The organism is Eleftheria terrae, assembly GCF_030419005.1.
Lineage (GTDB): Bacteria > Pseudomonadota > Gammaproteobacteria > Burkholderiales > Burkholderiaceae_C > Caldimonas > Caldimonas terrae.
Window position 1 is genome coordinate 4,714,209 of record NZ_CP106951.1, and the last position, 17,483, is coordinate 4,731,691.

Consider the following 17,483-nt stretch of genomic DNA (forward strand, 5'->3'; position numbering starts at 1 on the left):
TCAGTACGTGTGCAGTTGCGGATCCGGGAAACGGCCGTTCTTGACGTCCCGCACATACGAGCGCACCGCGCCGTCGATGCCGTCGGCGTCGGCCATGAAGTTGCGCACGAAGCGCGGCAGCTTGCCGCGGGTGACGTGCAGCATGTCGTGCAGCACCAGCACCTGGCCGGCGCACTGCGGGCCGGCGCCGATGCCGATGGTCATCAGGCCGGGGTTCAGCGCGGCCACTTCGGCAGCCAGTGTCGAAGGCACCAGCTCCAGCACCATCATCGCGGCGCCGGCATCGGCCAGCTCGCCGGCATGCCGCTTGAGCGTCATCGCGCTGGACTCGTCGCGGCCCTGGATGCGGTAGCCACCCAGTGCATGCACGCTCTGCGGCGTGAGGCCCAGGTGGGCGCAGACCGGGATGCCGCGCTCCACCAGGAAGCGCACCGTCTCGGCGCTCCAGCCGCCGCCTTCGAGCTTGACCATGTGGGCCCCGGCCTGCATCAGCTGCACCGAGCTGCGCAGGGCCTGCTCGCGTGACTCCTGGTAGCTGCCGAAGGGCAGGTCGGCAATCAGCCAGGCGGTGCGGTTGCCGCGGGCGACGCTGCGGGTGTGGTAGGCCACTTCCTCCAGCGTCACCGGCAGGGTGCTCGACTGGCCCTGCAGCACCATGCCGAGCGAGTCGCCGACCAGCAGACAGTCGACGCCCGCCTCGTCGAGCAGGCGGGCGAAGCTGCTGTCATAGACAGTCAGCATGGCGATCTTCTCGCCAGCGGCGTGCATTTCGCGCAGGCGGTGCAGGGTGACCGGCTTGCGCGCGGCGGTGGAAGGCGAATCGTCGGGGCTTGCGTGGCTGCTCATGGGCGCCTCACAGTCGAGGAAAGTGGGCGGATTCTAGCGACCGGCGCCGGGGCTTGCGGCAGCGCACAAGACACGGGTTAGAAACGTGCGTCTAGTCGCTGCCGGGCTGGCCGCTCAGGCCGGCTGGTAGGACAGCCTCACGTAGATGGGCGCGAAGGCCTCGGCCTGGGTGATCTCCAGCAGCCGCTCGCGCGCCAGCTCCAGCATGGCGATGAAGGTCACCACCAGCACCTGCGGCCCGCGGGTGGGGTCGAACAGGTCCTGGAACTCGACGAAGCGCCGGCCCTGCAGCGTGCGCAGCACCATGCTCATGTGCTCCCGCACCGACAGCTCCTCGCGGGTGATCTTGTGGTGCTGCGTCAGCTTGGCGCGCTTGAGGATGTCGAGCCAGGCGTCGCGCAGCTCGTCGAGGCTCACGTCCGGGAAGCGGGGCTTGAGAGACTGCTCGATGTGGACCTGGGCCCGCATGAAATCGCGCCCCAGCACCGGCAGGCGATCGAGCCCGGCGGCGGCCAGCTTGATCTGCTCGTATTCGAGCAGGCGGCGCACCAGTTCGGCGCGCGGGTCTTCCGGTTCCTGGCCTTCCTCGGTCTTCTTGGGCGGCAGCAGCATGCGCGACTTGATCTCGATCAGCATGGCGGCCATCAGCAGGTATTCCGAGGCGAGCTCCAGGTTGCTGCTGCGGATCTGGTCCACATAGCTCAGGTACTGGCGGGTCACCTCGGCCAGCGGGATGTCGAGGATGTTGAAGTTCTGCTTGCGGATCAGGTAGAGCAGCAGGTCCAGCGGCCCCTCGAAGGCCTCCAGGATCACTTCCAGCGCATCGGGCGGGATGTAGAGATCCAGCGGCATCTGGAACAGCGGCGAGCCGTACAGGCGCGCCACGGCGACCGGGTCGTCGGCGTCCGGGCGCAACTCGGCCGCGGCCGACTCCGGCAGGTCGGGGGCCAGGGTGTCGTCGTTCACGTCGGCAGCGCAGGGCGGCAGGCGCCCTGCGGGGGGAGCGGCCGGCGCCGCGGGGGCATCAGGGGCAGGGCGGAAGGCAAAGGTATTCCCTCGGCAGGCGGGCCCGATGGCGGCGGTGGCAAGGCGGCGCGGCGGCGGACGCGGTTCAGTCGGAGGAGCCCTTGGTCTGGTAGACGTAGGCTTGCTGGGCGACGCGGGCCGCCTGGTATTCGGACTGCGCCTGGCGGTCGAGGTTGCGGTCCCACAGCAGCGAGCGGCCTTCGCGCTGCTCCTGCTCGAGCGTGGGGTTCTTGGCCTTCAGCTCGTCGATGAACTGCGTGATGTCGGACTTGTAGGGTTTCCAGAACAGCGGCATGGTCGGGCGGCGGGTGCTCCGCGGCAGAGTCAGGGAGGGACCATTTCGGAACTTTGGCAGGCTCGGCACACGCCGGGCGCCTGCGGTGGTGAAATGGCGCCAACGATTTTACCGGGGGACGGCGATGCGCACATTCCTGCTGCCTGCGCTCGTGATATGTGGCGCACTGTTGTGGTTGGCCGGCTGCGACGCGCAGCGGGTCGGCAAGCTGGAGGAGGGGGTGGCCACCGAGGCCGATGTGCGGGCGCAATTCGGCGAGCCCGATGCCGTGTATGCCGACGAGGACGGCAGCCGCACGCTGGAGTACCCGCGCCAGCCCGAGGGGCAGCGCAACTACATGATCACCATCGGCCCGGACGGCCGCATGAGCGCCTTGCGCCAGGTGCTGCAGCCGGCGGTATTCGCCCAGGTCACCCCGGGCCTGGACAAGGCCCAGGTGCGTCGCCTGCTCGGCCGGCCTGGCAAGATGCAGTCCTTTCCGCTGAAGGACGAGGAAGTCTGGGACTGGCGCTACCTGGACGGCAACGAGAACCGGGTGTTCAGCGTTGTTTTCGATCCGCAGGGGCGGGTGATCGATACGGCGAGCCAGATCGATCCGCGGGAGACGCAGGGCGGGGCGTGAGGAGGGGCGGCTGCAGCTCGACGCGCCGTCCTGCCTGCCGATCCGGTCGCTTTTGGCGACGGTACCCCTTCACCTCGTAGTCGCTGAGCGGAAACGCCGACTCTTTCACACGCCGATCCTGGTTGCCACCGAAAACACGGACGAAGGTCGGCGTCTTCGCAATGAAGAAGCCGACGTGGTAGCCGGAAGTCGATCCTGTTTTCCGGGTATGGCCAGCGGTTTTCTTCTTGAGAACCACGATGTCGCCGGCCCTCGGGGCGTCCACCGCAGTTCCCCAGTGGAGCCAGCTCTTGGCCGTCGCGCTTTTTGTTCCCTGCCCGCCTGCTTGCTGCACCACCCAGTTCACGAATCACGAGCACCAGGCCGTCTCGTCATCGGTCGCTCGGTACGGCATGGTCTGGTGAGACTCGACGATGCGGGAATGGAAGATCGCGCCTGTACGCGAATCAGCGGCGGTAGCCTTTCACTTCGTAGTCGCTCAACGGAAACGATGACTCTTTCACTCGCCGACTCTGATTTCCGCCGAGAACATGCACATGGGTGGCGGTCTTCGACAAGAAGAAGCCGACGTGGTAGCCCGAAGTAGATCCGGTTGCCTGGCTATGGCCGGAGGTCTTCTTCTTGAGAACCACAATATCTCCTGCCACCGGTTCAGGGACCGACGTTCCCCAGTTCAGCCAACTTTTCGCTGCCGCGCTGCCGGTTCCATGGCTACCCGCTTGCTGTACCACCCAGTTCACGAATGACGAGCACCAAGCGGTCTCGTCATCCGCTGCCTTATACGAAGTTGTTTTGTGGTATTCCAGGATGCGTGGGTTGTGCAGGCCAGCCTCCTGCTGCTGTCTGACGCCAACCTCGGCCACCGCCACCCTCAAATAGGGCGAGGAGTCGGCGAGAACTGATCGCATCGAGGGAGGCGCTTGGACTGCCCTGAGGCCCAGCGCAGTTCTTGTCAGTGGCCCCACCCTGCCATCGGGATCCAGCCCCTTGAGCCGCTGATACGCCACCACTGCTTGCTGAGTGCGCAAGCCGAAATGCCCATCGACTTTCAGTGCGGGCCGAAACGGTAGAGCTCCGTTGAGCAGCAATTGCAGCTGGGTCACGTCTGGACCGGTGTCATTGATGCGTGTGATCTTCATTACCGTTCTCCCTGTTCTTGGCCTACTCGTCGACGGAAGCGGTGACGAAGCGCCACCCTTCGGCTTGCTTCAAGAAGGTCCAGTTGGCGACGCTGAACTGGCGTCCCTCGGGCGTGCAGAACGAGTCAAGCAAGCGGGGGTGCGCCTTGACGAAGATCCTCATCGTGCTCGGAACGAACTCATGGCCCGGATCCGCCTTCATCAGCTGGGGCCACCACCTTCCCAGCTGATTGCGCGCGATGTGATGAACCTCGCTGTCATCGAGCTGGCCGATGATCTCGAGTGGAAATCTAGTGAGATCCGCGACGACGTTTAGATCGCCTCTCATCGCCGCCGCGCGAAACGTCTTCCAATAGTCCTGCGCGCTTTCGGGGCAGGGAGCGGCGGGTGGGGGCGCCGCCATGGCGATGCAGCCCGCGGAGAGCGCCGCGAGTGCAGCAGCGCATCGAGGCATCGTCCGAGTGATGCGATGGTTCAATTGAGTTCTCCCTCTGGCATTCAAAGAGGCGCCAGCGGTGGGGCGGTGTCATTCCGGCCCGGCCAGTGGCCATTGCAGAAGCGGTCGCGCAGGGGGCAGTCATCCAGTGCGTCCCAGTCATCCATTGAGAGTGTGCGCTTGCAGTCGCTCAACGAAAGGACTGTGCCAAGTTCCGGCGCGGTTGACCACCCCGCTCCGACGGCTCCCCTGCAATCAAGGGGCGGATAATCTTCACAGGAGGGCGCCAGGCGCATGCAGGAATTCGAGTTGAAGTACCAGGTGCCGCATGACCGGTGGGCCGCATTGGCGGCGTCGCTTGGCGACGCCCCGGGCGGCAGCTTCATCCTGCTGCGTGCGGTGTATTTCGACACCCCCGGCCGCCATCTGGCACAAGCCGGCATTGCACTGCGGCTGCGGCGCGAAGGCGAGCAGCAGGTGCAAACCCTCAAAGCCATGGCGGCCGATGGCCTGACGCGGCTCGAGCACAACGTGCCGCGCCTCGGGGCCGATGGGGTAGAGGCCGATCTGTCGCTGCATGACGGGACCCCGGCCGGCGAACGGCTACGGGCCGTGCTGCAGGCGGCGGGCCAGCCACTGCAGGCCGCCTATGTCACCGAGATGGAGCGGCTCACCGTCGGGGCCACCGTGGCGGAAGGCCGCGTCGAGCTGGCGCTGGACCGTGGCGAGATCCGCTCGGGCGGACGGGTGTTGGCGGTCGGCGAACTGGAGATCGAGCTGATCGAAGGCCGCCACGCCGCGGTGCTGCGGGCCGCCTGCGAGCAGATGGAGCGGCACGGCCTTTGGCTGGATGTCCGCTCCAAGGCCGAACGGGGCGACCGCCTCGCGCGCGGGGTGCAGGGCAGGCCGGCGCTGCCGGGCCGGGCCCTGGCAGCCAATGCCGCCGAAGGGGCGGCGGCAGCCTGGCGACGGCTGCTGGCGGCCCTGTTGCCCGGCTTGCTGCGGCACGCGAGCGAGCTGTGCGACGAGGACCAGGCCCAGCCGCAGGCGCTGCGCCAGGCCCAATGGCAGCGCCTGCGGGTGGACCTGCGACGCCTGCAGCGCGCGGCGGCCGGGCCGGCAGGCGAGCTGTCGGCGGCCTGCCGTGCCCTGCGCCTGCAACTGCCGGAGGCTGCCCGTGCCGGCGAAGTGCTGCGCAGCTCGCCGGCCCAGCGGCTGTGGCTCGACCTGCTTGCGGCGCGCTACGCCGCTTGAGCGGCAGCGGGTGAGGCCTGCTCGCCCGGGCGTCAGCGCGGCAGGGCCGTCGCCGCCCGCTCGCTCGCGGCGGCCAGCGCCTCGCCGAGCGTGGGCAGCACTGTACCGGGCCCGAGTGCGTCTAGGAAACCACTGCGCTGCAGCAGGTCGCGCGGCTGTTCGGTCAGGGCACACAGCAGCAGGCCCACGCGCTGGCGCTGCAGGCTGCGCTGCAACTGCATCAGGGCGTCCAGCCCGGTGCTGTCGATGGAGAGCAGCCGGCCCGCCTCCAGCACCAGCACGCGCGTGTGCGGCCCCAGGTGCCGGGCGACCGATTCCACCTTTGCCACCGCGCCGAAGAACAGCGGGCCATACAGGCTCACCACCTGCACGCCCTCGGCGCTGCCCGGCGGCATCACCAGGGGTTCCACCCGAAACAGCGTGCTCATCCGGTAGATGAAAAACACGCAGGCCATCACCAGCCCGGCTTCCACCGCCACGGTGAGGTCGAACACGACCGTCAGGAAAAAGGTGCTCAGCAAGGTGATGCGGTAGGGCACCGTGAAGCGCAGCAGCCGAGCGAACTCGCGCCACTCGCCCATGTTCCAGGCGACGTGCAGCAGGATGCCGGCGAGCGCTGCCAGCGGCACATGCACCGCCAGCGGCGCCGCCACCAGCACGATGGCCAGCAGCGTCAGTGCGTGCACGATGCCGGCCACCGGGCTGGTGGCGCCCGAGCGCACGTTGGTGACGGTGCGGGCGAGGGTGCCGGTGGCCGGGATACCGCCAAAGAACGGCGCCACCATGTTGGCCACGCCCTGGGCCATCAGCTCCTGGTCGGGATCGTGGCGCGGCAGGTGCGCCAGGTTGTCGGCCACCCTCGCGCACAGCAGCGACTCGATCGCGCCGAGCAGGGCGATGGTAAGGGTGGGGATGAAGAGCTGCTTGGCCCCCTCCCAGGTGAAGTCCGGCACCTGGAAGGCCGGCAGCGCCTGCGGGATGCCACCGAAGCGCGAGCCGATGGTCTCCACCGGCAACGACCCGGCCGCGGTGGCAGCGGTGGCCAGCACCAGTGCCACGATGGGGCCCGGCAGCCGGGCGATGCGGGCCAGCCACCGGCCGTGCGGCGTCCCCAGCAGCGCGGCGGGCAGGGCGTACAGCTTGGGCCAGGCGGCCACCAGGCCCAGGCAGCCGGCCCCCAGGGCCAGTGCGACCGGATCAGCCGCGCCGAGGTGCAGGCTGATCAGGCGCACCTGCGCGAAGAAGTCGGCCGGCATGCCGGCGATGCGCAGGCCCAGCAGGTCCTTGAGCTGCGACAGTGCAATGAGCACCGCGATGCCGTTGGTGAAGCCGATCACGATGGTCACCGGGATGTAGCGCACCAGCACGCCCAGCCGGAACAGGCCCAGCAGGAACAGCAGTGCGCCGGCGAGCACGGTCGCGATCAGCAGGTTGCCGAAGCGGTAGCGCTGCACGATGCCGTAGACGATGACGATGAAGGCACCGGCCGGCCCGCCGATCTGCACGCTGGAGCCGCCCAGCGCCGAGATCAGGAAGCCGGCGATGATGGCGGTGAAGATGCCCTGTTCCGGCTTCACGCCGGAGGCGATGGCAAACGCCATGGCGAGCGGCAGCGCCACGATGCCCACCGTGACGCCGGCCGAGATGTCGGCGGCCAGCCGCTGGCGGTCGTAGTGGCGCAACGCGCTGAGGATGCGCGGCCGGAACTCGGCCAGGGGCAGACGGGCGGGCCAACGAAGACGCATGTCGGTCTTGTGGCAATCGGCGTGCGGGCATCGCCGGAGTGGCCGGGGTGGAGGGCAGGCGGCGCGCCGGCGCCGCCGCCATTCGACGTGGCCCCACGCTTCGGGCATGCTGCCTGACCCTTCTTGCCTTCCGTATTTGCCATGCCCCCTCCCGAGCTCTTGTTGCGCCAGCTGCTGGATGCAGCCATCACCAGCGCCCAGCCAGCCCGCTGCCTGGCGCCCTTCCTGCCGTCACCGCCGCGCGGCCGCACCCTGGTGCTGGGGGCCGGCAAGGCGAGCGCCGCCATGGCCGCTGCGGTGGAGCAGCTGTGGCCGGCGCAGGCGCCGCTGTCGGGGCTGGTGGTGACGCGTTACGGCCATGTGCCGCCGGGTGCCGGCGGCGGGCGCATCGAGATCGTCGAGGCGGCCCATCCGGTGCCCGACGCCGCTGGCGAGCGCGCCGCGCGGCGCATTGCCGAGCTGGCCGGTGGCCTGAGCGCCGACGACCTGGTGCTGTGCCTGATCTCGGGCGGCGGCTCGGCCCTGCTGTCACTGCCGGCCGAGGGCGTGTCGCTGGACGACAAGCGGGCCATTCACCAGGCCTTGCTGAAGAGCGGCGCCACCATCGCCGAGATGAACTGCGTGCGCAAGCACCTGTCGGCTCTCAAGGGCGGCCGGCTGGCCGCGCTTTGTGCGCCGGCCCGGGTGGTGACGCTGGCCATCTCCGATGTGCCGGGCGACGACCCGACGGTGATCGCCAGCGGCCCCACGGTGCCGGACCCGACGCGCTGCGAGGACGCCCTGGCCGTGCTCGAGCGCTGGCGCATCGAGCTGCCGCCGTCGCTGCGGGCGGCGCTGCAGTCGGGGCGGCTGGAAACGCCGAAGCCGGGCGATCCCCGCTTCGCCGGCCACCAGGTGCATGTGGTGGCCACGCCCCAGCAGGCCTTGCAGGCGGCGGCCGAGGCTGCCCGGGCGGCCGGGCTGCCGGCGCACATCCTGAGTGACGCCATCGAGGGCGAGTCGCAGGTGGTCGGCCAGGTGCACGCCGCGCTGGCGCGCCAGGTGGCGCGGCGCGGCCAGCCGTTCCAGCCGCCCTGCGTGATCCTGTCGGGCGGCGAGACGACCGTCACCGTCCGTCATGCCGGTGGCCGGGGCGGGCGGGCCACCGAGTTCCTGCTCGGCGCAGCCATCGCCCTGCAGGGCGAGCCGCGGGTGTGGATGCTGGCTGCCGACATCGACGGCATCGACGGCGTCGAACACCATGCCGGTGCCTGGTGGGGGCCGCACAGCTGGGCACAGGCGCTCGACGCCGGCCTGCAGCCGCGCGTCCAGCTCGACCGCAACGACAGCTTCGGCTTCTTCGAGGCCTTGCAGACGCTGGTGGTCACCGGGCCGACCTTCACCAACGTGAATGACTTTCGTGCCATCCTGGTGCTATAGGCGGGCTTGCGGCCGCACCGGGCGCTGACACCTGTTTACCGTTGGGTGGCGGACCCGGCCCTGCCCTTTCGGACGGCAGGGCACAATGCCGTGGCCGTGTTTGTATCGCTTCCTGTCTTTCCTTCACTTTTGAAACCGCGCGCATGAGCTGGGGCCCCTTGCCGCTACGGCTGCTGCAGAGCAGCCTCGGCCTGCATGATCCGGCCGAGCTGCGGGCCTGGTGGGACACCGTGACCCAGGCCGAGCCGGCGCTGCGCGCCCAGGCGCTGGCGCGGCTGTGTGCCTGGCTCGATGCCTGGGCCGAGCAGGACGCGCAGCTGCAGCAGCGCGCCGAGCGCGCCGAGCAGGAAGGCGAGGCGGTGCGCGCCCGCCTGGAGCGCCTGGAACTCGCCATGAGCAGCGCGCACGACGCGGTGTGGGACTGGGAGATCGGCCAGGAGCGGGCCTACTTCAGCCCGCGGCTGCTCGAGATCCTGGGCTATGCCCCGGGGGAGGTCGACTTGACGCTGGCCACCTGGCGCGAGCACATGCAGCCCGATGACCGGCTCGATGCCCGCGAGCGCCTGCAGGCCCACCTGCGCGGCGAGACGCCGCACTACGAAGGCGAGTTCCGGGTGCGCCGCCGTGACGGGCAGTGGCGCTGGATCCGCTCACGCGGCGAAGTGGTCGAGCGCGACGCGCAGGGCCGCCCGCTGCGGGTGGTTGGCACCCACACCGACGTGACCGACCGCCGGCAGGCCGAGGAAGAGGTGCTGCACCAGCTGCGCTTCATCGAGGAGCTGGTGGAGATCATCCCCAACCCGGTCTACTTCAAGGACCGGCTGGGCCGCTACATCGGCTGCAACCGCGCCTGCGAGGCCTTGTTCGGCCTGCGCCGCGAAGACTGGCTGGGCCGCACCTCGTCCGACCTGCGGCGCGACGACGCCGGCCGCGAGGAGGAGCGCCAGGACGACCTGCTCTACGCCAGCGGCGGCATCCAGACCTGCGAGACCCGCCTGCCGCTGCCCACCGGCGAGGTGCGCGACGTGATCTTCAGCAAGACCCTGTTCACCGGCCCCCAGGGCGGCGTCGGCGGGGTGCTGGGCGTCATCACCGACATCACGCAGCAAAAGCGCGTCGAGACCGAGCTGCGCGACGCCAAGACCGCGGCCGAGGCGGCCAGCCGGGCCAAGAGCGAGTTCCTGGCCAACATGAGCCACGAGATCCGCACCCCGATGAACGGCGTGATGGGCCTGGTCGACCTGACGCTGGAGACCCCGCTCACCGAGACGCAGCGCCGCTACCTGACGCTGGTGAAGTCGTCCTCGACTTCCCTGCTCAACATCATCAACGACATCCTCGACCTCTCGCGCATCGAGGCAGGCCGCATGCGGGTGGAGCAGCTCACCTTCGAGGTGCGCCGGCTGTTCCAGGAAGCGGTGGCGCCGCTGGAGCCGCGGGCGCAGGAAAAGGGCCTGCAGTTCAACCTCCTGATCGCGCCCGACGTGCCGGCCCAGATCGTGGCCGACCCGCTGCGGCTGCGCCAGATCCTGGTGAACCTGGTGGGCAACGCGATCAAGTTCACCCGCCAGGGCCGTATCGACATATCGGCCTGGCCCGAGGGGCAGGGCGGCGCCGCGGTACTGCACCTGTGCGTGGCCGACACCGGCGTCGGCATTGCGGCCGACAAGCTGGAGCGCATCTTCGAGTCCTTCACCCAGGCCGATAACTCGACCACGCGGGAGTTCGGCGGCACCGGGCTGGGCCTCACCATCTCGCGCCGGCTGGCCGAAGCGATGGGCGGGCGGCTGTGGGCCGAGAGCGAGGCCGGCCAGGGCAGCCGCTTTCACCTGACGCTGCCGCTGCTGAGCCTGCCGGCCGACGACCTTGACGCCGACATGCGGCGCGACTGGAGCATGGCCGCTACGCAAACGCTGAACCTGTCGCGGGACAAGGCCCGCACCCGCTTCGAGTCGACCGCCTACCGGGGCTTCGACGAACTCGAGACGCCCTCGGATCCCGAGCAGGAGGATGCCGCCGGCCTGCATGTGCTGCTGATCGACGACCATGCGGTGAACCGCTTCATCGCCACCAGCCTGGTGCGCCGCCTGGGCCACCGGGTGACCTGTGCCGTCACGGCGGCGGAGGCACTGGCGCTGTGCGAGGCGGAGGACTTCGACCTGATCTTCATGGACATCCAGATCCCCGGCATGAGCGGCATCGAGCTGACCCACCGCATCCGCTCGATGGAGGCGGTGCGCGGCTGGAGCTGCCCCATCGTGGCGCTTACCGCACATGCCATGCCGCTGGACCGCGTGCGCTGTCTGGAAGCCGGCATGGACGACTACCTGACCAAGCCGGTCGAGCAGGACCGCCTGCAGGGCGTGCTGCAGCTGGTCAGCCGGGCGCGTCGCCGCTGAGGCGCCTGCCTTGGGCCGGCGTGGCACCGCGCCGCTGCGCCATGTCCTCGCCCATTGCGCGCAGGGCGGCCGGCTCGAAGCGCGACACGGCGGCCGGATAGACCCATTCGTCCTCCACCCGCAGGTGCTCTTCGTAGATCGCCAGGAAGCGCTGCACCAGCTGCGTCGCCTCGGCATCGAACGGCCCCTGCCGGGCGTCGGCCACCGCCTGCAGCACCCGGCGCAGCTGGGCCCACAGCCCCTCCATGGCCCGATGGTCGGCCAGCAGCTGGCGGATCGCTTCGGCCAGGCGCGGCTCCGCGCCGGGCAGCAGCGCGGGAAAGACGTGGCGTTCCTCATCCTCGTGGTGATGCGGCGCGGCCCGGTCGAAGTAGCGCAGCACGTCGGCTGCTGCGTCGCGGGCGGCAGGGTCGTTGCCGTGCTGCTGCAGGTGCGGCCCCAGCCGCTGCAGCAGGCGCAGCGAGCGTCGCACCCGGTCGTGGCAGGCGGAGAGCATCTCGAAGGGCTGGTCGAAGCTGGCGGCAGGGCTGTGGAATCCGGGCAACATCGCGGTGCCTCCTGGTGGGGGCGCGCCAGGGGCGCGGGGGGCGTGAAGCGATTGTGGCCGGCGCGCCACGCCGTCGCTTGACCTGGCTCAAGCCGGCTGCGGACAGCTCCCGCCAGCGTGAGCGACCGCGTCGCCTGCAGGGACTTGCCGTGGCGGTGGAAGGCGGGACGCCGCCCGCGGCCGCACTGCGTCGGTTTCTTGAGCCAGCGCAACGTGGCCTGCCGGTGCTGCGGCGACAGTGGCGGCTCCTGTAGAGGAGCCTGTCGTGAGTACTGTCACCGTCATCCCACACGCCATTTCACCGCGCCCCTTGCGCCTGCCCACCGCTGCCGACGCCGCGGGCGGCCGGTCGATTCCCCTCGACGCCCGCACCGCGCTGCTGCAGGCCGCGCTGCAGCCGGCCCGGGTCGCCCGGCTGGCGGCCCAGGCGATGGCAGAGCTGGCGCAGGAGCATCCCGTGGCCGCTTCCTGCCCCTTGTTCACCCGCCGCGACACGGCCCACAGCCTGTGGTTCGTGGCATCCGGGCAGGTGGCGCTCGGCACGCTGGCGCACGGCCGGCCGGTGCAGCAGACACGCCGGGTCGAGCCCGGGCAGTGGCTGGACGCCGCCAGCGCCTGGCTGCAGCGCCACTACCTGGAAGACGCCTGGGCGCAAGGCGATGCCTTGCTGTGGTCCTTCGACATCGAGCGACTGCGGGCCTGCTGCAACGAGCACCCCAGCCTCTCCGAAGGCCTGATCGCGGTGCTTGCGCAGCGCGTGCGTGAACTCACCGAGGGCACCCTGGGCCTGATGCTCAAGGACGCCGAGGCACGCTGCGCGACCTGGTTGCTGCAGCACGCCGAGCAGCGCCCGGGACCTGGCGGCACCGCCACGGTGCTGATGCGCGAGCGCAAGCGGGCCATCGCCTCCCAGCTGGCGGTGACGCCGGAGACGTTCTCGCGCGTGCTGCGCCAGCTGCGCGAGAAGCGGATCATCGAGGTCGAGGGCTACCTCGTGCGCGTGCTGGACCTGGCCGGCCTGCGCGAGATTGCCGACTGCGGTGCCTGATCCACCCGGCCGCATGCGGAGCAAGCCACTTTAGCGGCGGTATTACCGCGCATCCTAGGGTAAACCCGGGCTTGGGCCGCAGCGCGGCTGCCTAGCATTGCAGCCAAACGCTAGGAGGGTCCCCGATGCCAACCCGTCGCCAGATGATGTCTGCGGCTGCCGGCCTGCTGCTGCCGTCGGTCTTGCCGTTGAGCCATGCCCAGGTCGCCGCGCCCGGTGCCAAGGCCGCCGGCAACGCGCCGCTGCCACGGCTGAAGATCTACATTCCGGCCAACACCGGGGGCGGCTGGGACCAGACCGGCCGCAGCCTGGGCGCCGCTCTGCAGGCGGCCCAGGCGGTGCAGCAGGTCGAGTACGAGAACAAGGGGGGCAAGGGCGGCACCGTCGGCCTGAGCGACTTCGTGGCCCGCCACGGCAGCGACCCCGCGGCGCTGCTGGTCGGCGGCATGGTGATGGTGGGCGCGCTCGCCGTCGCGCGCCAGGAGCAGGCCCTGCGGCAGGTGACGCCGGTGGCCCGCCTGACCAGTGACTACCTGGTGGTGGTGGTGCCGGCCAACGGCAAGATCAAGGACATCAAGGGGCTGGTGGCTGAACTGCGCCAGAACCTGCCCGGCACGCCGGTGGCCGGTGGCTCGGCTGGCGGCGTGGATCACATGCTGGCCGGCATGATCGTGCGGTCGCTGCGGGTCGACCCGTCGGGCCTGCAGTACCGCCCCACCAGCAGCGGCAAGGACGCCGTCGCCCTGCTGACCTCCGGCCAGGCCGCGTTCGGCATTTCGGGCTACAGCGAATTCAAGGCCGGCATCGAGGACAAGACGCTGATCCCGCTGGCGGTCTCCTCGCGCAAGGCCTTGTTCGGCATTCCGTCGCTGCGTGAGCAGGGCATCGACACCGAACTGTCCAACTGGCGCGGCGTGTTCGCGCCGGCCAACCTGGAAGACGGCCAGAAGGTCGCGCTGAGGCAGGCAGTCATCCGCGCCACCGAGTCGGCCGCCTGGCGTCAGACGCTGCTCGACAACAACTGGATGGGCTCGCTGCTGTACGGCAAGGAGTTCGAAGACTTCCTGGCCATCGAGCAGGGCATTGCCAGCGCTGTCACGCTGATGCTGAAGCTGAAGGCCTGACCGGCTCCCTGCCGCAGCACCGCCCGCCGCAGCAGAAGAGCCGGACGCAGGCGCCGGGCGCCTGCCATCGCAGCGCTGTTCATGGCTGGCGCACGGGTGGTATTCGCACCGGCCGCCAGGCCGTTGCAGCAGGGCCGCCAGGCTGTCGCCTGCATCGCGGTGCGGCAGCCGGGCCCTGCCACGCGTCGATTCGCCCGGCCCGTGCAAGGGCGGCGGCGCAGGGGTATCGTTGGCCTCCTTTCAATTCGATGGAGGACCTCTGCATGAAGCTCTACTACAGCCCGGGCGCCTGTTCGCTGTCACCGCACATCGCCCTCTATGAGGCGGGCCTGCCGTTCGACGCAGTGCTGGCCAGCACCAAGACGCACCAGCTGGCGGACGGCACCGACTACTACACCATCAACCCGAAGGGCTACGTGCCGACGCTGGAGTTCGACGACGGCCAGCGCCTGACCGAAGGCCCGGCCATCGTGCAGTGGATCGCCGACCAGGTGCCCGACAAGCAACTCGCGCCGGCCGCCGGCACGATGGAGCGCTACCGCCTGATGGAGTGGCTCAACTTCATCACCACCGAGATCCACAAGACCTTCAGCCCGCTGTTCAACCCCGCCATGCCGGAGGAAGGCAAGGCGCTCATGCGCACCAAGCTGGGCGAGCGCTTCGCCTATGTCGACCGGCAGCTGGAGGGCCGCTCCTACCTGATGGGCGAGCAGTTCACGGTGGCCGACGCCTACCTGTTCGTGGTGTGCCGCTGGACGGTGCCGACCAAGGTCGACATCTCGTCCTTCAAGAACCTGCAGGCCTTCGTCCAGCGGGTGGGAGAGCGGCCGGCAGTGCAACAGGCGCTGCAGGCCGAAGCGCAAGGCAACGCAGCCAACAAGGGGTGAAGCCCTCGCCGTGGCCAGGGCGGCCTGCCAGCCGCCGGGCCACGCGCCGCCGCAGGGCACTGGCGGTGGCCTGGCCTCGCGGCGGTGCGGCCAGCCAGGCTCGCTGCGCGCCACCGCTGCCGGCTGCGCTGGCAGGTGGCGGAGCACAAGGCCGCGGTGGTGCAAACGAGGCCGCCGGCCCTCGACCCGAGCCCTCCTGAATGCCGACCGCGGGCGCCTCCAGCCCGGTGCGCACCCAGCGCCGCCGCTTCGGACGGGCCACTGCAGCCCCCGGACATACCCGGAGACGGCCAGCCTGCTTCCCTCTATCTATACGAAAATACGCATACCTGATATTTGTGGGCTCATATGGCCGGCCGTGAGCATTTCGACAACATTGAGCTTCGTCTTGTCCGGGTCTTGCACACCTTGATCACCGAATGCAGCGTCTCCCGTGCCGCCTTGAAGCTCGACCTGTCGCAACCGGCGGTCAGTGCCCACCTGCGCCGGCTGCGCGAGGCCACCGGCGACTTGCTGCTGGTGCGCTCGGGCAACGGCATGGCGCCCACCCCGGTGGCGCTGGAGCTGATGTCCACCGCCGCCGAGCTGCTCGACCAGGCCGATCGCCTGTTCGGCCGCCAGCAGGCCAGCCGCGGCTTCGAGCCGGCGGCCAGCCAGGCGCTGTTTCGGGTCGCGGCGAGCGACTACCTGGATCCGCTGTTCCTGCCGCAGCTGGTGGCCACCGTGAAGCAGGCCGCCCCGGGCGTGCGGCTGGAACTGCTGCCGCTGTCGGCCGAGTTCGACGTGCAGCGCCGGCTGGTGTCCGGCGAGGTCGACCTGGTGGTGGGCAACTGGATGGCGCCGCCGGAAGACCTGCACCTGGGCCGGCTGATGACCGACGAGGTGGTCTGCCTGGTCGCCGAGGACCATCCGGCCGTGCGCTCGCCACGTGGCTGGACGGCCGACAAATACCTGGCCTGCCAGCATGTGGCGCCCACCCCGCTGCACAACGGGCGCGACGCCCGCGGCGTGATCGACGCACACCTGCAGTCGCTCGGCCTGGAGCGGCAGGTGACGGTGCGCAGCGCCCATTTCGGGCAGATCCCGCAGATGGTGGCCGGCAGCCTGCTGGTGCTCACCACCGGGCGGCAGTTCTGCCAGCGCTACCTGGGGCAGCTGCCAGTCAAGATCGTGCGTTGCCCGGTCGCCTTTCCGCCGATGAACTACTACCAGCTGTGGCACGACCGCACTCACCCGTCGGCCGCGCACCGCTGGTTCCGCGAGCGCGTGCGTGACGTCGCACGGGGCTTGACCAGCCGCTGACCGCAAGAACAAGGGGCGAGGAGCCCCGCACACAAGGCCTTCACGATGAAACAACGCATCGCCCTGCGTGGCGACTTGCTGGACCTGACCGCCGATCCCGGCTGGCAGGTCGACCCCGGCGCCGCCGTGCGCTTCCGGCCCGACCACTGGCTGCTGGTCGACGAGCACGGCCGCATCCACGGCGCCTGCGCCGACGACGCAGGCGCCGACGCCTGGCTCGCCCCAGGCGGCCGGCGCATCGACTGCCGCGGCCAGCTCGTCACGCCGGGCTTCATCGACACCCATGTGCATGCCCCGCAGGTGGACGTGATCGCCAGCTTCGGCACCGAGCTGCTCGAATGGCTGAACACCTACACCTTCCCCGCCGAGCGCAAGTACGCGGACCCGGTACAGGCCGAGCGCGGCTCGGCCCTGTTCCTGGACGCGCTGCTGGCCTGCGGTACCACCTCGGCCCTGGTGTTCCCCACGGTGCACAAGGTCTCGGCCGAGGCGCTGTTCGGCGCGGCCGCGCAGCGCGGCATGCGCATCCTGGCCGGCAAGGTGCTGATGAACCGGCATGCGCCTGAGGGCCTGCTGGATGACGTCGACCAGTCCGAGCGCGACTGCGTCGATCTGATCGAGCGCTGGCACGGCCGCGGCCGCGCCGGCTACGCGGTGACGCCGCGCTTCGCCGCCACCTCCACGCCGGAGCAGCTGGCAATGGCGGGGCGGCTGTGTGCGGCCCACCCCGGCGTCTACCTGCAGACGCATGTGGCCGAGAACCGGGCCGAGGTGCGCTGGATGGCGGAGCTGTTCCCCGAGGCCCGCAGCTACCTCGACATCTACGTGCGCCATGGCCTGATGAACGACCGGGCCGTGTTCGCCCACGGCATCTGGCTGGACGACACCGACCGTGCCGTGCTGCGCGAGGCGGGCGCGAGCATCGCCTTCTGCCCGTCGAGCAACATGTTCATCGGCTCCGGCCTGTTCGACTGGCGGCAGGCCGAGTCGCAGGGCGTGGCGGTGAACGTCGGCAGCGATGTGGGCGGCGGCACCTCGCTGTCGATGCTGCGCACGCTGGCCGACGGCTACAAGGTGCTGGCGCTGCAGGGCCAGAAGCTCACCGCATGGAAGGCGCTGCATGCCGCCACGCTGGGCGCAGCCGAACAACTGAAGCTGGCCGATGAGATCGGAAGTTTGCGGCCCGGTACACTCGCCGACTTGGTGGTGTGGGACTGGGCTCAGGGACCGGTGGCGCAACGCCGGCATGAGGTGGCGCGCGATTTGCATGAGCGGGTCTTTGCCTGGATGACGCTCGGCGACGAGCGTTACGTGGCGTCCACCTGGGTGGCCGGCGAGGAGCGCTACCGCCGGCCCGGCCCCGCGGCCAGCCCCCTAGACCGCCCCTGAGGCGT

The 17,483-nt window shown here is 70.0% G+C and carries 16 protein-coding genes; 9 read left to right on the plus strand and 7 right to left on the minus strand.

Translation table 11 applies throughout. The annotated features are described in order from the left end of the window. The 3 genes from panB to N7L95_RS21005 all read right to left on the minus strand — a co-directional run bounded on the left by panB (position 1) and on the right by N7L95_RS21005 (position 2,167). Positions 1–846 carry a 3-methyl-2-oxobutanoate hydroxymethyltransferase gene (panB, locus tag N7L95_RS20995; RefSeq protein ID WP_301257192.1) on the minus strand — a complete coding sequence of 282 codons (846 nt, stop codon included), beginning with the start codon at positions 844–846 and terminating at the stop codon, positions 1–3. Positions 847–960: 114 nt separating this feature from the next. Further along, on the minus strand, positions 961–1,797 hold the full coding sequence (locus N7L95_RS21000) for a segregation and condensation protein A (protein WP_435870109.1): 837 nt from the start codon (positions 1,795–1,797) through the stop codon (positions 961–963). A 160-nt stretch (positions 1,798–1,957) separates the two neighbouring features. Next, the gene (locus N7L95_RS21005; RefSeq protein WP_301257193.1) at positions 1,958–2,167 is read right to left on the minus strand and encodes a DUF3460 family protein; all 210 of its coding nucleotides are present in this window, start codon (positions 2,165–2,167) and stop codon (positions 1,958–1,960) included. A 124-nt stretch (positions 2,168–2,291) separates the two neighbouring features. Between N7L95_RS21005 and N7L95_RS21010 the strand changes: the two genes are divergently transcribed. Further along, positions 2,292–2,789, plus strand: coding sequence for an outer membrane protein assembly factor BamE (locus N7L95_RS21010; RefSeq protein ID WP_301257194.1), 498 nt, complete (start codon positions 2,292–2,294; stop codon positions 2,787–2,789). Between the two features lie 446 nt (positions 2,790–3,235). Here the strand turns inward: N7L95_RS21010 and N7L95_RS21015 are convergent, their stop codons facing one another. Continuing rightward, a complete protein-coding gene (locus tag N7L95_RS21015; protein ID WP_301257195.1) occupies positions 3,236–3,928 on the minus strand; it encodes an NlpC/P60 family protein in 693 nt (230 codons plus the stop codon). Between the two features lie 22 nt (positions 3,929–3,950). Further along, entirely contained in the window at positions 3,951–4,406 is a 456-nt protein-coding gene (locus N7L95_RS21020) for a hypothetical protein (protein WP_301257196.1), read from the minus strand. A 252-nt stretch (positions 4,407–4,658) separates the two neighbouring features. On the opposite strand from N7L95_RS21020, the gene N7L95_RS21025 reads away from it, so the two are divergent. Further along, the gene (locus tag N7L95_RS21025) at positions 4,659–5,618 is read left to right on the plus strand and encodes a CYTH domain-containing protein (RefSeq protein ID WP_301257197.1); all 960 of its coding nucleotides are present in this window, start codon (positions 4,659–4,661) and stop codon (positions 5,616–5,618) included. A 32-nt stretch (positions 5,619–5,650) separates the two neighbouring features. Here N7L95_RS21025 and N7L95_RS21030 read toward each other — a convergent pair whose 3' ends face one another. Beyond that, positions 5,651–7,363 carry a SulP family inorganic anion transporter gene (locus N7L95_RS21030; protein WP_301257198.1) on the minus strand — a complete coding sequence of 571 codons (1,713 nt, stop codon included), beginning with the start codon at positions 7,361–7,363 and terminating at the stop codon, positions 5,651–5,653. A gap of 141 nt (positions 7,364–7,504) precedes the next feature. Between N7L95_RS21030 and N7L95_RS21035 the strand changes: the two genes are divergently transcribed. Continuing rightward, positions 7,505–8,782: a glycerate kinase type-2 family protein gene (locus N7L95_RS21035; RefSeq protein ID WP_301257199.1), complete on the plus strand. Its 1,278-nt coding sequence runs from the start codon at positions 7,505–7,507 to the stop codon at positions 8,780–8,782. Positions 8,783–8,925: 143 nt separating this feature from the next. After that, positions 8,926–11,181 (plus strand): ATP-binding protein, encoded by a 2,256-nt coding sequence (locus tag N7L95_RS21040; RefSeq protein WP_301257200.1) that lies wholly within the window; start codon positions 8,926–8,928, stop codon positions 11,179–11,181. On the opposite strand, the gene N7L95_RS21045 is transcribed toward N7L95_RS21040, so the two are convergent. Beyond that, positions 11,159–11,728 carry a hemerythrin domain-containing protein gene (locus N7L95_RS21045; protein WP_301257201.1) on the minus strand — a complete coding sequence of 190 codons (570 nt, stop codon included), beginning with the start codon at positions 11,726–11,728 and terminating at the stop codon, positions 11,159–11,161. The two genes, N7L95_RS21040 and N7L95_RS21045, sit on opposite strands and share 23 nt — an antisense overlap. Before the next feature lie 265 nt (positions 11,729–11,993). Between N7L95_RS21045 and N7L95_RS21050 the strand changes: the two genes are divergently transcribed. The 5 genes from N7L95_RS21050 to guaD all read left to right on the plus strand — a co-directional run bounded on the left by N7L95_RS21050 (position 11,994) and on the right by guaD (position 17,478). Then, on the plus strand, positions 11,994–12,776 hold the full coding sequence (locus N7L95_RS21050; protein ID WP_301257202.1) for a Crp/Fnr family transcriptional regulator: 783 nt from the start codon (positions 11,994–11,996) through the stop codon (positions 12,774–12,776). 125 nt (positions 12,777–12,901) lie between these two features. Beyond that, on the plus strand, positions 12,902–13,900 hold the full coding sequence (locus N7L95_RS21055) for a Bug family tripartite tricarboxylate transporter substrate binding protein (protein ID WP_301257203.1): 999 nt from the start codon (positions 12,902–12,904) through the stop codon (positions 13,898–13,900). Positions 13,901–14,163: 263 nt separating this feature from the next. After that, positions 14,164–14,787, plus strand: a complete 624-nt coding sequence (gstA, locus tag N7L95_RS21060) for a glutathione transferase GstA (RefSeq protein WP_301257204.1) — start codon at positions 14,164–14,166, stop codon at positions 14,785–14,787. 399 nt (positions 14,788–15,186) lie between these two features. Next, on the plus strand, positions 15,187–16,089 hold the full coding sequence (locus N7L95_RS21065; RefSeq protein WP_363324851.1) for a LysR substrate-binding domain-containing protein: 903 nt from the start codon (positions 15,187–15,189) through the stop codon (positions 16,087–16,089). A gap of 45 nt (positions 16,090–16,134) precedes the next feature. Further along, entirely contained in the window at positions 16,135–17,478 is a 1,344-nt protein-coding gene (gene guaD / locus N7L95_RS21070; protein ID WP_301257206.1) for a guanine deaminase, read from the plus strand. Positions 17,479–17,483: the final 5 nt, after the last annotated feature.

Excerpts from the sequence above, each read along its gene's own strand:
- N7L95_RS21030 (WP_301257198.1), bottom strand. The coding sequence starts at position 7,363 with ATGCGTCTTCGTTGGCCCGCCCGTCTGCCCCTGGCCGAGTTCCGGCCG.
- N7L95_RS21040 (WP_301257200.1), top strand. The coding sequence starts at position 8,926 with ATGAGCTGGGGCCCCTTGCCGCTACGGCTGCTGCAGAGCAGCCTCGGC.
- N7L95_RS21035 (WP_301257199.1), top strand. The coding sequence starts at position 7,505 with ATGCCCCCTCCCGAGCTCTTGTTGCGCCAGCTGCTGGATGCAGCCATC.
- panB (WP_301257192.1), bottom strand. The coding sequence starts at position 846 with ATGAGCAGCCACGCAAGCCCCGACGATTCGCCTTCCACCGCCGCGCGC.
- N7L95_RS21045 (WP_301257201.1), bottom strand. The coding sequence starts at position 11,728 with ATGTTGCCCGGATTCCACAGCCCTGCCGCCAGCTTCGACCAGCCCTTC.
- N7L95_RS21015 (WP_301257195.1), bottom strand. The coding sequence starts at position 3,928 with ATGAAGATCACACGCATCAATGACACCGGTCCAGACGTGACCCAGCTG.
- gstA (WP_301257204.1), top strand. The coding sequence starts at position 14,164 with ATGAAGCTCTACTACAGCCCGGGCGCCTGTTCGCTGTCACCGCACATC.
- N7L95_RS21005 (WP_301257193.1), bottom strand. The coding sequence starts at position 2,167 with ATGCCGCTGTTCTGGAAACCCTACAAGTCCGACATCACGCAGTTCATC.
- N7L95_RS21025 (WP_301257197.1), top strand. The coding sequence starts at position 4,659 with ATGCAGGAATTCGAGTTGAAGTACCAGGTGCCGCATGACCGGTGGGCC.
- N7L95_RS21010 (WP_301257194.1), top strand. The coding sequence starts at position 2,292 with ATGCGCACATTCCTGCTGCCTGCGCTCGTGATATGTGGCGCACTGTTG.
- N7L95_RS21055 (WP_301257203.1), top strand. The coding sequence starts at position 12,902 with ATGCCAACCCGTCGCCAGATGATGTCTGCGGCTGCCGGCCTGCTGCTG.
- guaD (WP_301257206.1), top strand. The coding sequence starts at position 16,135 with ATGAAACAACGCATCGCCCTGCGTGGCGACTTGCTGGACCTGACCGCC.